We start from the raw sequence: 15,448 nt of genomic DNA on the forward strand, positions 1-15,448 counted from the left end.
GTTAAATCTTGAATTTATAGAGAGTGTGTAGTTTACTATGCACTCTTTTGTTTTGGGTATGTAGTTCAGTTGGTTAGAACAACCGGCTTTTAACCGGTAGATCAGGGGTTCGAGTCCCTTTATGCCCATTGATTTGATGTTTCTGTGAATGGAAACAGAGAATATAAATATGTGCTCATAATTGGTGTCATAGCTGATTGTGGGATTTATGGAGAGATAGTTAGGAAGTCATGAGCCTGACGAAAGTGTAACCTCATTCGCACTTCTCTCCTATTTTTATGGAATGAGGGGAAATGAGGAAAATAAATTATGGGAAAAGGAAAATCAACAGAGGAACGTATCAAATATTTTAAAGATATGTTTCCTATTAAATTTAATGACGAAATTACTTTATATTTATTAGATGAAAACGTTGATGTTGTCATTGATAATCAAAATTTACGCAATTATTATTTTAATGTGATTGATAATGATGGATATAAATATAGACAAAACATTCATCATATCCTGTCTTCAAGAAAAAATTATAAATGTCCAGCAAGATTTTTCGCCAACAATCCATATACGTATGAAAACATAAATAATTTCTTTAAAATTAATGATATTGATTTATTTATTAATGGCATAAATCTTCCAATATCAGGATGTGCAAGAGAAAAATTTGATTTTGTAAAAAGTAATGGTGAAATAGTTAGTACCACATGGAATCAAATTCAACATCATACATTCAGATACAAAAAGGATTATGATGAAGCAAAACAAAAGAAATTTGATGATACACATATGACAAAAGATAAGGCTATTCCTATTATATTAAAAAAATCAGAGGAATTAAAAAGACCTTTGTTACAAAGTGATTTTGAAGGTGTTGAAACAACGGATACTTCCATTGGAATTCGTGTAATTTGGCGTATATGGGGAACTTTTACAAATATGATTAAAGATTTAGGACTTCAAGAACATGATGGATATTTCAGACCTAATGATAAAAATTATCATTCACATGATGAAGTAATAAATTCTGTAAAAAGTGTTTGTGATAAAGTAAAGACAGAAGGACGCGCTATTGTAATGTATCCAGATTTTAAAGGATATATTGATATTGAAATATCTACAATTAGAAGACATTGCGAATTAGATGGAACTACTCTTAACAAATTGGTAGAAAAATATGGTTGCAAGCTACAACAAGCAGGAAATGGACTTAACCATACATTTTCCGATGGCGAGCGAATTGTTTCAAAATATGAGTATGATTTTAGCAATTTTCTTAGAACACACGGATTAAACTTTAATGTAGATTATTTTAGAAATATTCCATACAAATCTATAGATAGTTCTTACAGTGGTAAAATGAATTGCGATTATCTTATTATTTTCAATAATAAAAAAGTCTATATAGAACTTGCTGGCATACTTGGAAATAAAGGTCATCAAGAAGCTTATCGAAATAATACCCCAATAAAATCAAAATCAAAAGAATTGTATCGACAGAAATTATACCAAAAGCGTGACATTTTTGAACGAAATGGACTTGATTATTATATTTTATTAAAAGATGAAATGAATGAAGAAACATATAATAATATATTGAATAAATATTTGAAAGAAGTGACTTAGTATTTACTACTATCTCACTTTTTTTGTTTGAAAGGAAGTGAGAAAAATGTCAAGATTTACAGTCTATAATCATATTGTAACAGATGAAAAATATGCAAAAATTAATAAGGATAATATTGATTTGATGGATGATTGGATAGAATATTTGCAATCAATTGATAGAGCACCACAGACGCTCCACGCTTATCGGAACGACTTAAAGGTATTCTTTACATGGAATCTTGAGTTCAATGGGAACAAATTCTTTCCTGATTTAACTAAACGTGAAGTTGCAAAGTTTCAAAATCACGCATTAAATACATGGGGATGGAGTTCAAATAGAATTAGACGAGTAAAGTCAACACTCTCTTCATTATCAAATTATATAAGAGATATTCTTGATGATGAACCTGAATTTGAAAACTACAAACCTATTATTAGAAAAATTGCAAATCCAGCCAAGGAAGTTGTAAGAGAAAAAACAATACTTTCTGATGAACAAGTAGAACTATTGTTAAATACACTTGTTGAAAGGAAAGAATATGAAGCAGCTTGTGCAGTAGCCGTACTTGCCTTTTCTGGAATGAGACATGCAGAGTTATTACAAATGAAAGTTGAATATTTCAATGACGATCATTTTGTCTATGATTCTATGTGGAAAACAGATAAGGTAAGAGCAAAAGGTTTCGGGAAAAATGGTAAGCAAATTAACAAATTTATATTATATAGTGCAAAACCATATTTGGATTTATGGTTAAAAGAACGTGAAAGACTAGGAATTGAAAGTGAATGGTTGTTTGTGACAGTTTCTGTTGATAAAGAAACAAAACAAAGAACATATCATCAGCGAAGAGATGTAAGCTCATGGATTCAAATGATGGAAGATATTTTAGGTGTTGACGCATATTGTCATATGTTTAGACATTATACATGTACACGCTTACATAGATTAAATTTGCCAGCTCACGTAATTCAAGAATTTTTCGCATGGTCTAGTGCAGAAATGCTCAGTATCTACAACGACCTGACTGCCGAAGATGAATTTGGAAAATATTTCGATAGAGATGGTGTAAAAGAAGTTAAACAGGGTTCTTTAACAGACGCATAATTAATATCATTCTTGAAGACACCTCAAGCCCGATGAAGCTTTCGTCTAACATCATTCTTCTACTATCAAACAGAGAATATATAAGTAACACATCTTGACATTTGCTATTCATGTAGCATTGTAAGTCCAATCTTCTATTCTATCGACATCTAGATTCTTTGGTTATTCTCATCCTTCAAAATGAGAAGATGTCCGTGATTGTCTACGTTAATGAGAAACGATAATGAACAAAAATCTTTGGATTTTTACTTGGTGAGGTGCTTGCACCTAGCCTTGATTTTTATGTGGCTGGTGTCCGGTCTGGCAATCTGGAAAGACAGATATGACTCTATAGAAGAATTGGTTAATTCGTCTGACTGTCTATCAGAAGATTATGGGTTCGAGTCTCGTTAGAGTCACTACTATGCGAGAAGTCCTGAAGATGAAAGTCTATTAGTGGGATGCATACAACTTTTAGATGTGAGTAGCTCATCACTACTCTCTCGCTTTATTAAAAATAAGACTGTCAAGCACATCACTTTGACAGTCTTATTCCCAATTTGTTTTTCTAAGACCTTGGTGCAATTTACATGACGACAAACGCCGTACCATCATAGCGTTTATTATCCTTTTATTCCTGATGGTGTCGTGTACACATTTTATGCCTTCACTGCAAATGGATTGATGTGAAATCCTATCTTACCCAAGGCAGTCTCACTTTAGCAGTTGGGATCTGCAATACTATTATTGCCATCGCATTGACTTTTACTCAGAACGGGCATATTCAAAACGGCTTTTAACATAATCACCATTCCTTTCTGCCAATTATGGCAGATATATTATAGTCTGTTTGATTAGCGAAGTCAATGTGATGATTTTACACCTTTAGCTTAATTGGTAGAGCAACGATCTCCAAAATCGTCAGGTCTATGTTCAAATCGTAGAAGGTGTGCTAAGTGAAGTGAATTGCACTTTCATTGGAAATTTAATATTGGAAATTATGAGAAGTCATTTCGTATAAAGTGGCTTCTTTTTATGTTGTGATGGAATAAAAAAGAGAATAAATATATAGCCAACTATGAGAGGATTGTTACTGTTTCGGTTGCAGGTAGTTGGATTATGGAGTGAGAAGCCTTTGACTGATCATCTTAGGTACAGTAGATACTCGCACTACTCTCTCACTCTGTTTTAATTGGTTTTTGCGAGTGGAAAGCGAGAAATGATATGGGAAGAAAATTAACTGACGAAGAATACAAACAAAAATTAAAAGAAACAAATCCTGAGTATGAAAGTCTTGCTCCATATCAAGGAAACAAAATTAAAATACCACATAGACACATTAAATGTGGGTATATTTGGGATGTAAAACCAAATGTATTGGATCAAAACACATATGGATGTCCTTTTTGTTCAGGAAAAGTGAGAAAAGATATTACATATTTTAAAGATGAAGTATATAAACTTGTTGGTGATGAATACGAAGTTATTGGTGATTATGTAAACACTCATACTAAAACTACGTTTAGACATAATGTCTGTGGACATATTTTTGATATGACACCACATAACTTTATTTCTGGTCAAAGATGTAAATATTGTCAACATAGAAGTTATGTAAAAACAACTGAAGAGTTTAAACAGGAACTGTTTGATCTTGTTGAGGAAGAATATATATTAGAAGATGAATATATAAATAATCATACAAAAGTAAATTTTAGACATAAAATTTGTGGTCACTTATGGAACACTACGCCATCTGAAATTTTGAATGGATATAGATGTATTTATTGTTATGGGAATAAAAAACTCACTCAAAATGATTTTGAAGATAAAGTTTATGAACAACGTGGTAATGAATATAGTGTTGTTGGAAAATATATAAACTATTCTACAAAAGTGTCAATGAGACACAACAAATGCGGATGTATTTGGAATGTTATTCCTGGTGCATTCTTTAGTAAAATGTCTGGATGTCCTAAATGCAACCAATCAAAAGGAGAATCAAGGATTGAGACGTATTTGCAGAAAAATAAAATTTCATATATTTCACAGATGAAATATGAAGATTTACGTGGCGATAGAAATATACCATTGTCTTACGATTTTTACTTAGAGGATTTTAATATTCTTATCGAATATCAAGGACAACAACATAAATACTCTGTCGATTGGTTTGGTGGTGAAGAAAAGTTTAAACGCCAACAAGAAATTGACATGATGAAAAAGAATTATGCAGAAGAACATAATATTGAATTATTAGAAATTTGGTATTATGACTTTGACAATATAGAAAACATTTTAGGAAGTCGGCTGTTAAAACAGTCGGCTTAATTTAGTTGTAAATAAAGGAGGTGTGGCTTCGTGCCAAGAACTAAATCTGCTGGTACTAAGCCATTACCAGCGAATAAACAAAAAGGTAAAAAAATATGCTCTTGTTGTTCTAAAGAAAAAAAATTAACTGATTTTTATTTATCATATAGTCCAATGTATTCTTTAGATAAAAGAGTTCCAGTTTGTAAAGATTGTTGCAAATCTTCTATTCTTAATACAGATGGTACGATAAATTATGATAAGCTAAAAGAACTTTTAAGAAGCATAGACAAACCTCTCTATATAGACTTAATTATGTCTTCAGAACAAAGTGTTGCAAAAGAAAACAGTTATTTAGAAGATGAAGAGATTCAATATCATGGAAAGGAAATATTACAAAAATATTTTACTTTAATTGCCATGAGGCAAGATAGAGCAAAATCATATTCAGATTCAGAAAGAGAGGGATTTCTTCATAAAAACAATAATAGAAATTCTGATGAAAAGAATAAGATTTTAAACAAATATGGGTTTTTAATAAAAAATGTAGATAAATCTAAGATTGAACAATATGCTCCTGATTCACAATTATCAGAAACAGTTAGATGGTCAAAAAAAGATAAACAAAATATGAAATACGCTATTTCTATAATTGGTTATGACCCATTTGAAGATGTTGGATTATCCGAGTCTGATAGAAAATATTGTTTTAATATTTTAGCAGGTTATTGTGATACTGATGGGATTGCTGAAGATGGACATAAAATACAGGGAGTAATTGAAATGTCTATGCTATATTGTCAATGTAAAAAGATTACAGAAGCAATGAATATAGAATTATCAAATGATGATGTAGATGACAAAAAGGTGCAAAAACTTTCTTCCTCTAAATCTACTCTCTTATCTTCTATTGCCACAATTGCAAAAGATAATAATATTGCATCAAACTATAACAAAAATTCAAAACAAGGTCAAAGTTCGTTATCATCAAAAATGAAAGAAATGGCTGATAATGGTTTTCAAGAAATACAAGTCAACTTATTTGATATAAAAACATCTGAGGCTTTTAAACAAATTGACAAAATAAGTAATGAGAATATTGCCAATCAGCTTACATTAGATAATAGTGAGTATTCAGAAATTGTAAAAGAACAACGAGAAACATTAAAAGTTCAAGAACAAAAAATTGATGAACTGACTGAAGAAAATAGAAATTTAAAAAATAAAATAATTGACTTAGAGAACAGAAAGAGGTAGATGCTATGGAAATATATATACCAATATCCTCAAAAGAGCTAAGTCAACGAAAAATTGAAGAATATCAAAAAATGTCAAAAATAATAAATTGGGGGCGTTGTAACCCAGTTAGATTTTGTGAAACATTTTTTGGTCTTAAATTGATAGACTATCAGGCTTATTGCTTTATGAGAACATGGGCTGTTCAATATGCTTTATGGGCTGAGTGTCGTGGTGCCGGTAAGGATACCCTTGCGGCAGCATATTTTATGACACGGTTACTTCTTATCCCTGACTATTCATTATATATAAGTAGTAATACATATGCTCAGTCCGTTGAATCATTCAATAAATTGCGTGACATTGCTTTGAAACGTATTCCTTCTTTCGCAAGTGCAACGGACGTATTCGCAAGAGAAGTTGATAAAACTGGTAGCAATAGTGAAACAGGATTTTTACAAGCACCAACTTGCAAGTTTAGACTATATAATAATTCTAAGATGGAAGCATTATCTTCTAATCTGGAAGCCATTAGAGGTAAGCGCGGCGCCGTTTGGCTGAATGAAACGGCGTGGAAAACTGCGGAAGAATTAGCGGTTGTAGAAAATTACGCAAACGTTGACACAAGCTTCTCTACATCTACTGAAAAGGTTCAGTATTACAAACCTCAACAAATGCCACTTCAAATTTTATATACATCTTCTGTCGGAGATGTAACATACCCATTCTTTGATAAATACAAGACATTCTATAAAAAGATGCTCGTTGGGAATAGTAATTATTTTTGTTTTGATATGAATGCTTATGATATTTTATATCACTCTTCTATTGATGGCGAACCAATCAAATCTCATTTGACAGAAGATCAGATTAAAAAAGCAATTGAGGAAGATCCTGATAATGCGGATGTTGAATTATTTAATAAATTCAGAAAAGGTGGCGGTCATAATGCTGTTGTAACTATGGATGAGTTAATTCGGAATTCGTCAAATAGAAAACCTCTATTATACAATGATACTGGAAAGAAAAAGTTTGTTTTCACATATGATCCAGCAAGAAATTTTGATGGAAGTGTTCTTAGTATTTTCGAAGTAATAGATGACAAAGAAGTTGGGTACAAATTAAGATTTGTAAATTGTGTATCAATGGTTGACACAAATTCTAAAAATAAAACTCCTCTTCCAATGCCTGCTCAGTTAGAGATTATTAAAGATTTGATGATTAAGTATAACGGTGAACGTTCTGCTGAATGGGAAAATATCGAATTTTACATTGATGCTGGGTCAGGAGGTGGCGGCATATCCGCAGTTGCAGATCAACTTATGGAAGATTGGGTAGATAAATTTGGTAAAAAACATAGGGGAATTATTGATCCAAACCATAAACAATATGAAACTGCCAGGAAAAAATATACAAATGCTATGCCTATTGTTCATTTAGTAGATCCACAAGGATATAAAAAGATAATGTATGACGCTGTTTCAAAAATGGTTAAATTGAATCTTATTGAATTTGCTAATTATGATAAAAAAGATTATATCTTATTGCCTAATAAAGATGGCAGTTTTGATAAAGTAGATTTAACTCAAGAAGAACAAATTGCTTTGGCAAATATGGAAATTGCTAAATTACAATTATCATATATGTGTAGATACGACACATCTAATGGTGGAGTTACGTATGAATTGGCAAAGGATAAGAAAAATTTTCATGACGATGCAGCTTATACTCTTGCAGAAGGAGCATATGCATTAGCAATTTTAAGACGTGAAGACTTATTGAAGAAACCTAAGAGAGATTCATCTTTTGATCCATCACAATTTGTAATGGCACGTCAACCACAAATTAGAAAAATATAAGGAAAGGTAGGTGGCAAATACGGAAGTAAAAGATTTAACTGAAGAGGAACGTGAAAAAGTAATGACGCAATATACACAACTACTCTTTGCAAACTTGAAAAAAAATATTGTACAAGACTTAATAAATGATCGTAATGAAAGCGTTATTTATAAAAAATACAAAAAAGAAGAAATTGTAAAAATGCTTGAAAGTCCACAGAGAAACGAAGATAAAATTCGTGAACTTAGTAATTTTATATATCTTGTTTCAAGCCATTATCGAAGACTTGTAGACTACTATTCTACTATCCTTCTTTATAACTATTTAGTTGTTCCAATAAAAATTTCTACAAAAAAACCCAATAAAACAAAGTATAAAGAAAGTTATTATTATACTATTAATGAGTGCGAAAAATATAATCTTCGTCACGAATCAACAAAAGCTATTAAAATTGCTATTCGTGATGGAGTGTATTATGGTATTCCTTATGAAACAGAAGATTCATTTTACATTAAACCTTTTGATGCCAAATATGCAAGAATTTCTACTATCGAGGACGGTGCATTTAAATTTTCTGTTGATTTAAATTATTTTAATGGCAAAACATATTTATTGCCTATGTATGGAATTGATTTTCAAATTGCTTATGAAAAATATAAAGGAAATAGAGATAAGGGACTTAAAGGCGATAAAACCAAACGATGGTATGAACCTCCAAACGGCATTTGTATTAAAGTGGACGAATCTGATCCCATTTATTCTCTTCCACTATTCTGTGGATTACTCCTCGACATATTATCTATTGAAGATTATAAAATGCTTCAAAAATCAAAAGCAGAAAATGATAATTATAAAGTATTATCAGCAAAAATGGAAACTGATGAAGATGGTGTTCCGAAAATGGATTTTCCTACTGCTCAAAAATATTATGGGCAGATGGCACAAAACTTACCATTAGGTATAGGTTTGTTGATGAGTCCTTTTGATATGTCAGATTATTCTTTCCAGACTTCTACTGCTTCTGAAAGAAACAATGTTACGGAGTCGATTAATACGTTTTGGCAAGGTGCAGGAACATCGCCTGCATTATTCGGCGGAGGAAATATTTCTTCTTCCGGTGCTATAACGTTGGCAGTTAAACCAGATGAAGCTATTGCTTTTTCATTGTTGCAACAGATAGAAAGATTTTTTAATAAGAAATTAAAATTAATGAATCTTCCTTATTCATTTAAAATACAGTTTTTAAATCAGTCCATTTTTAATTCTGATGAAATCGCAAACAGAATTTCTAAGGCTGCTGATAAAGGTATGCCAGTAAAAATGAAATATAGTTCTGTATTAGGATTATCGCCTAGCGATACTCTTGGTCTTACATATCTAGAAGAGGATATTCTTGAATTGTCTAATAAAGTTTGGAAAAACACTTTGATTTCATCAAATACTCAAAGTGTTTCTAATGACGAAGGTGGTAGACCTACTAATTCTGAACAAGGAAAAACGCTTGACGATACGGGACAACAGACGGTTGATAATGATGGAAATGACAGGTAGGTGGATTTGTGGAATGGAAAATAATTTAATAAAGTTGTTTGATCCATTAAAAGCTAAAATGTTAGCAGATAATGGATTTGAATATATGTTAGAGGACATAGGTGGTAAAAAAGCCTATGTCTTTTGTGTTTCAGAAGAACTTTTGTCCTTTTCTCAGAAGTGCTTTGAAAAGAACAGTTTCTTTTTAGACAACACCTTACGATTCTGAGGAAAGGAGGTAACAACATTTTATGGAAAAGGAAAAAATGTCATTATTATTCAAATCAAAATTTAAATGTTTTGAAAAATTGAATGATAATTTTTTAAAAGCAAAATGCTATGTGCTTGCACTGGGAAAGAATATAAATAGATCACATTTTAGTAAAGAAAATGTAGACAGGGCATATTCATCACTTTTCTATGTTCCTGTAGTCGGACATTTGATGTGCGATGAAAATGGGAATCATTATCTCGGTGGGCATGATGTTAAATTGGACTTAGAAACATTAACTATAAAAAGTGTTTGTGTCCCATTTGGAGTTGCTATTCCATCAGAAGAACCAGTTTATGAAGATGTAACTGAAGAAGATGGAACTGTTTCAACATATTTGGTCAGTGATGTGATTCTTTGGATAGGTAGATATCCAGAATTAGCTGAGGCAATATATGACGAATCAACGTATTTTGGTCAAAGTATGGAAATACTGTATTCAAAATCAGAACCATTAAAAGATGATAATAAATATACAGATATTATTGATTTTTCTTTTGATGCATTATGTCTATTAAACAAATCTGATGATCCTAAATTTAATATTCAACCATGTTTTCCAAGTGCGTCCGTAAAACCTTTAAATTATTCAATTGATAAAGATGAATTTTCACAGCTTATGGAAGAAATGAAATCTCAATTGAATTTTTGTTTGAATAAAAATGACACAGAACAAGGAGGAAAAATTTTGGAAGAAAAAAATGCAATTCTTCAGAAGTATGGAAAGTCTGTTGAGGACTTAGATTTTTCTATTGATGATTTATCAGTTGAAGAGTTTGAGAAAAAGATGGACGAGCTTTTTGGAGAGAAAAATGAACCTGTAGCTTTTTCTGCTACATATAATCAGAAACGAGAGGCATTAAGAAATGCTTTAGATCCAATTATTGTAAAAGATGCAGAGGGAAATTATGTTGAGGAAACACATTTCTACGTGTCCGATTTCGATGATGAATATGTCTATGTAGAGGTAGATCATTGGAACGCAACCGGTGATTACACATGTAAGTATGGTAGAAAATCTTACACATTTGACGAGACAACACTAACTGCTACTATTTCTGATGAATTTGAGGAAATGGTAAAAGTATGGCTCACACTTAATGAAAAAGAAAAACTTGATACTGATAGAGCAAATTACGAATCTATTTCTACTGAATTTGATGCTTACAAATCTGAACACTCATATACCAATTCTGAATATGAGACTCTCAAAGAATTTGAAGAAAAAGTAAATAAAGAAAAACGTAAAGCAGATGAAAATTCTGTATTTGCGGAATATGAAAATGAAATTGGAGATACACCGGAATTTTCTGAGTTAAAAGAAAAGGCAAGTGAATTTTCAATTGAAGAATTAAAAAAGGAATGTTTATGTATCGTTGGTCTTTATGCAAGAGCAAATAAGTCTAACGAAACTAAAGTTGAGAAACCAAAGGAAATTAAATTTTCAGTAGAAACACCATCTAATGACGATGAAAATGAAAAACCTTACGGTGGCTTAATGGAAAAATATCTTAACAAATAAAAGTTTATGAAAGTGAGGAAATTTAATTATGGCAAAAGCAATGATCAGATTAGATAATGTGCAGTTTACTCATGATGGTTCTCTTATAAAGAGTGCTAAATATATGGGAAGTGGTGATACTGCTACTGCAATTGAAAACGCCAATTTTGTTGAAATTGGTGGACTTATGGATGGAGAGAGAGAAATTCATAAGGCTACAACTCCAACAGCAGAAAGTACATATTTTGGTGTTGTTTGTACACCAGAAGTCGAATATGAGGAAAGAGGCTACCACGGTTTAGACACTTTTGAAAATAAAGCCGGTGAACCTATTCGTGTAGGAATTCTTTCTAAGGGTGATATTTTCTCTGTTACTAAAGAAGCTCTTGATACAGTTCCTACTGTTGAGAAGCTTGTTGAATTACAGGCAGGCACAAAAGGCAAGGTTGTAGATACTCCTACTGCCAAATCAACACAGGTTGGTAAGGTAATCGAAGTTGAAGTATCAGGAAGATTTACATGGTATGTAATTGAGGTTCAGTAATTACGACAATTCAAATTTTAAAATATAGAAAGTGAGGAAAATAATATTATGGCAGACGCAAATTTAATAAAATTAGCCGTAGATTCATATAAGGGACATATTGCTGGAAATTATTCTACAGAAGATTCTATGGAAGTATTAAGAAAAGCACTTATAGAAGCCAATGGTGGCTCTACTACATTAGATTTTAGAGCAATTAGAGATGGAAAATGCAATGGTCTTTTCTCTATTGTAGAACAGATTATTAACAAAACTGTTATCGAAGGACTTCCTGAGAGTTGTCCTCTTTTTAATTATGTAGAATGGAGAAACCTTAAAGAAGGAGATTCAAATATTTTTGAACTTCGTGATAATGGTGTATTTGTAGTATCAGATATTGCACAGGGTACACAGGGGCTTCGTAGACAGAGATTGACAGGTGGTGAAGAAATCACTGTTAAAACACAGTTAAAGGGTGTTAAAATTTACGAAGAACTTCGTAGAGTTCTTGCAGGTCGTGTTGATTTCAACGATTTAATTGACAAGGTATCTGAATCTTTTCAGAAGAAGATGAGAAATGATATGTATGATGCTGTTGTAAGTGCATTTGCTGGACTTGCTGCCCCTTATTCAAATGGAACCGCTGGTTCTTTTGACGAAGGAAAACTTACAACTATCATTGATCATGTTGAAGCAGCAACTGGTAAAAAGGCTGTTGTTATTGGTTCTAAGCAGGCTGTAAGAAAGATTACAGGTGTTAAGGGTGCAGATGCTAATACTGCAAAAGAGGAGCTTTTCTCAATGGGATATTATGGACATTTTTATACAACACCTATTATTGTAATGGAAAATGCTCATAAAGTAGGTTCTACTGATTTTATTCTTGGAAATGATCTTTATATTGTAACTGGCGATGACAAGTTTATCAAAGGTGTAATCGAGGGGGATACTCTCATCATTGATGGAAAGGCAATTGATAATGCCGATTTATCACAGGAATATCTTATGGCTGAAGCTTGGGGCTTAAAAGCAGTTATCTCAGAACAGATGGGTATTTATAAATTATCATAATTAATATTAGGAGAAGATACTTGTGGTCTTCTCCTATTTTTGAATAAAAGGAGGTTTTGTTGTGGCTTATACTAAAGAACAACGACAAAAGAAAGAAGCTGAAAAGGAAGCTAAGTTAAAGGCTGAAATTGAGGCTAAGATTCGTGCAGAATATGAAGAAAAATTTAAAATGGAATCTGTTAATAATTCTAAAGTTAACACAGATGATAAAAAGATAGAAAATACAACCAGTGTTGCAAAAAGAATTCAAAAAGCAATAAGAATTCCACTTGATACTATTGTCCCTGTCGTATGCAATACAGTTGGTGGTGCAATATATGTATCTAAAAAAATTATGGGATATCAGATTGAGTGGGATGATATTGGCTCAGTTGAATATATGGAATTAGGAGAACTTGCTTCTATGAGAAACACTGATAGAAGATTTTTTGAAGATAATTGGATTGTATTGGAAGATACCGAAGAATATACGGCTATGCAGTTATATGATTTTTTAAAGGTATCCAAATATTATAAAAATGTTTTTACCCCTGAAAACATAGATGAAATTTTTACTTATTCAAAAGATAAAATAATCAAAACCATTTCTACTCTATCTAAGGGGTTAAAAGAAACTATTGCGGCTAGAGCAAGACAGAAACTTGATGAAGATACATTAGATAAAAATATTATTGATACTCTTGAAACCGCATTAAATATTCAGTTTTCACTTTAAAAAAGGAGAATAAAATGGCGACAACATATAATGAAATATTTGCCTCTTTTAAAGATGATATTACGGATACTGATTTGATATTATTATCAAAAGATTTACAGGACGAGACTTTAGTTTCACTGTTAAATAAAGCTATAACAAAATGTGAAAGAATTTGTGATATAAATATGTCCAGAGATGATGTTGTACAAACTTTTGAGGAAGATATTCCTAATGATGTTATAGATATTATTGTAGAGTGGATGACTGTATTTTGGTTAAAGCCTTATTTGAATAATATGGAAAATTTAAGAAATGCTTTAAATACAAAAGATTTCACCTCCTTTTCTCCTGCTAATTTATTAGAAAAAATTAGTAATAGGTATGAATTAGCTCGTAAGCACGCAAGAAGTTTAACAAACGAGTATTCATTTATTTATGCTGATATGTCGGGGTTGAAAACTTGATTGAAGTTAAATATGGGCTTATACCAAAGGAAAGTTTCTGTAACTATTTTAGATTTCTTATTAACAGAACTTATAAAATACTACCTCTTAAAGAGGAGAATTCAGAAACTTTAAATTCTTATCTCGAAAGTTTTTTGCGTGAACTTATCGGAAATAAAGAGTTGGTTACAGTTCTAATTAATGAGCCTCGTTTTATAACTGTATTAAATACTATTCAGTATCTCATATCAGAGGACTATTCTATAGAAACATGTAAAAGTGAAGTATTCAAATGCATTCACATCTTAGAAGAAATTAACGCCCGTTATTTTAAAGGTGGTGATTGATAAATGGATAGATATGAAGCAAGAATAAAACTTTTTGGTTCTACTCAAAGAGAACGAAATGTTAATAAATTAAAACAATCAATTTGGGCAAAGCTACCTGATAACCCTTCATATAAAAGCGTAAAGATAAACGATAAAGAAAGATTTCTTTGTATTAATACTGGTACTCAACCTTATTATAAAGAATTTGAAACTTTACCAAATGAAGACATTAATATTGGAGACTATGTGGATTTTGCTAATTCTAAATGGATTGTTGTTACATGCGATAGTGATAATGAAATTTATCGTGATGGAAAATTATATCAATGTAATTATTTATTAAAATGGCAAAATGACATTGGAGAAATTATTGAACGTTGGGCTTTTATTGCTAGTGCAAGTAAATATAATGACGGAACTACTGGAAATAATGTTATTACACTTGGTTCTGATCAATTGTCTGTTGTAATACCATTGGACGAAGAATCGTTAAGGTTAAAGAAAAACCAAAGTAGAAAATTCTTTATTGACAATAACAAAACAAATCCAACGACATATGAATTGACTGGTACAGGAAATGTACCCGATACATATGATGGTCATGGTGTAACTTCGTGGATTGTGAAAGAGTGTGAATATACACCAACGACAGACGATTTAAAATATGGTGTCTGTAATTATCATTCTACTCTATCTATATCTGATATTTCAACGGAAGAAATGACTGTTTCAATTGTTGGTTCAGATATTATTAAAATCGGCAAAACAAAAACCTGGACTGTCAAATTTAGAGATAGAAATGGAAATGATTTAGAATATCTTGATTGGAAATGGAATATCAAATCAGATTTTGATATTTCTGAACTTGTCATACAAGAATCGGGGTCGGATATTAAAATAACTACTCAAGATGATGACTCGTTAGTAAATGGGTATTTCTTATTGCAAATTTTAAAAAATGATGAAACTGTAATAACTGAAAAACAAATTAATATTGGGGAGGTGTATTAGT

At 31.4% G+C, this 15,448-nt stretch carries 13 protein-coding genes and 3 tRNA genes; all 16 read left to right on the plus strand.

From position 1 onward, the window contains the following. The first annotated feature begins 54 nt into the window (after window positions 1-54). The 16 genes from H8S00_RS05310 (at window position 55) to H8S00_RS05385 (ending at window position 15,447) form a co-directional block, all read left to right on the plus strand. Window positions 55-128 (plus strand) — tRNA-Lys (locus tag H8S00_RS05310). 181 nt (window positions 129-309) lie between these two features. Beyond that, complete coding sequence (locus H8S00_RS05315) at window positions 310-1,620, plus strand: hypothetical protein (RefSeq protein WP_186840185.1); 1,311 nt, start codon at window positions 310-312, stop codon at window positions 1,618-1,620. 46 nt (window positions 1,621-1,666) lie between these two features. Beyond that, window positions 1,667-2,707, plus strand: a complete 1,041-nt coding sequence (locus H8S00_RS05320) for a tyrosine-type recombinase/integrase (protein WP_186840186.1) — start codon at window positions 1,667-1,669, stop codon at window positions 2,705-2,707. A 324-nt stretch (window positions 2,708-3,031) separates the two neighbouring features. Continuing rightward, window positions 3,032-3,105 (plus strand) — tRNA-Asp (locus H8S00_RS05325). Between the two features lie 460 nt (window positions 3,106-3,565). Then, a tRNA-Trp gene (locus tag H8S00_RS05330) sits at window positions 3,566-3,638 on the plus strand. Between the two features lie 272 nt (window positions 3,639-3,910). Then, on the plus strand, window positions 3,911-5,017 hold the full coding sequence (locus H8S00_RS05335) for a PDDEXK family nuclease (RefSeq protein WP_186840187.1): 1,107 nt from the start codon (window positions 3,911-3,913) through the stop codon (window positions 5,015-5,017). 30 nt (window positions 5,018-5,047) lie between these two features. Then, entirely contained in the window at window positions 5,048-6,253 is a 1,206-nt protein-coding gene (locus H8S00_RS05340; RefSeq protein ID WP_186840188.1) for a YonG family phage-derived protein, read from the plus strand. A 5-nt stretch (window positions 6,254-6,258) separates the two neighbouring features. Next, the gene (locus H8S00_RS05345; RefSeq protein WP_186840189.1) at window positions 6,259-8,091 is read left to right on the plus strand and encodes a terminase; all 1,833 of its coding nucleotides are present in this window, start codon (window positions 6,259-6,261) and stop codon (window positions 8,089-8,091) included. Between the two features lie 10 nt (window positions 8,092-8,101). Beyond that, window positions 8,102-9,622 carry a hypothetical protein gene (locus H8S00_RS05350; RefSeq protein WP_186840190.1) on the plus strand — a complete coding sequence of 507 codons (1,521 nt, stop codon included), beginning with the start codon at window positions 8,102-8,104 and terminating at the stop codon, window positions 9,620-9,622. A gap of 13 nt (window positions 9,623-9,635) precedes the next feature. Next, a complete protein-coding gene (locus tag H8S00_RS05355) occupies window positions 9,636-9,830 on the plus strand; it encodes a hypothetical protein (protein ID WP_186840191.1) in 195 nt (64 codons plus the stop codon). A gap of 22 nt (window positions 9,831-9,852) precedes the next feature. Further along, a complete protein-coding gene (locus H8S00_RS05360; RefSeq protein ID WP_186840192.1) occupies window positions 9,853-11,394 on the plus strand; it encodes a hypothetical protein in 1,542 nt (513 codons plus the stop codon). A gap of 28 nt (window positions 11,395-11,422) precedes the next feature. Further along, on the plus strand, window positions 11,423-11,917 hold the full coding sequence (locus tag H8S00_RS05365; protein ID WP_186840193.1) for a hypothetical protein: 495 nt from the start codon (window positions 11,423-11,425) through the stop codon (window positions 11,915-11,917). A 48-nt stretch (window positions 11,918-11,965) separates the two neighbouring features. Continuing rightward, window positions 11,966-12,967, plus strand: coding sequence for a YonB family capsid-like protein (locus H8S00_RS05370; RefSeq protein WP_186840194.1), 1,002 nt, complete (start codon window positions 11,966-11,968; stop codon window positions 12,965-12,967). Between the two features lie 61 nt (window positions 12,968-13,028). Next, window positions 13,029-13,682 carry a hypothetical protein gene (locus H8S00_RS05375; RefSeq protein WP_186840195.1) on the plus strand — a complete coding sequence of 218 codons (654 nt, stop codon included), beginning with the start codon at window positions 13,029-13,031 and terminating at the stop codon, window positions 13,680-13,682. Between the two features lie 14 nt (window positions 13,683-13,696). Continuing rightward, the gene (locus H8S00_RS05380; protein WP_186840196.1) at window positions 13,697-14,128 is read left to right on the plus strand and encodes a hypothetical protein; all 432 of its coding nucleotides are present in this window, start codon (window positions 13,697-13,699) and stop codon (window positions 14,126-14,128) included. A gap of 329 nt (window positions 14,129-14,457) precedes the next feature. Further along, window positions 14,458-15,447 (plus strand): hypothetical protein, encoded by a 990-nt coding sequence (locus H8S00_RS05385; protein ID WP_186840197.1) that lies wholly within the window; start codon window positions 14,458-14,460, stop codon window positions 15,445-15,447. The last annotated feature ends 1 nt before the right edge of the window (window position 15,448 follow it).

Origin of the sequence: Eubacterium segne (assembly GCF_014287775.1) — a bacterium.
Taxonomy (GTDB): domain Bacteria; phylum Bacillota; class Clostridia; order Lachnospirales; family Lachnospiraceae; genus Eubacterium_G; species Eubacterium_G segne.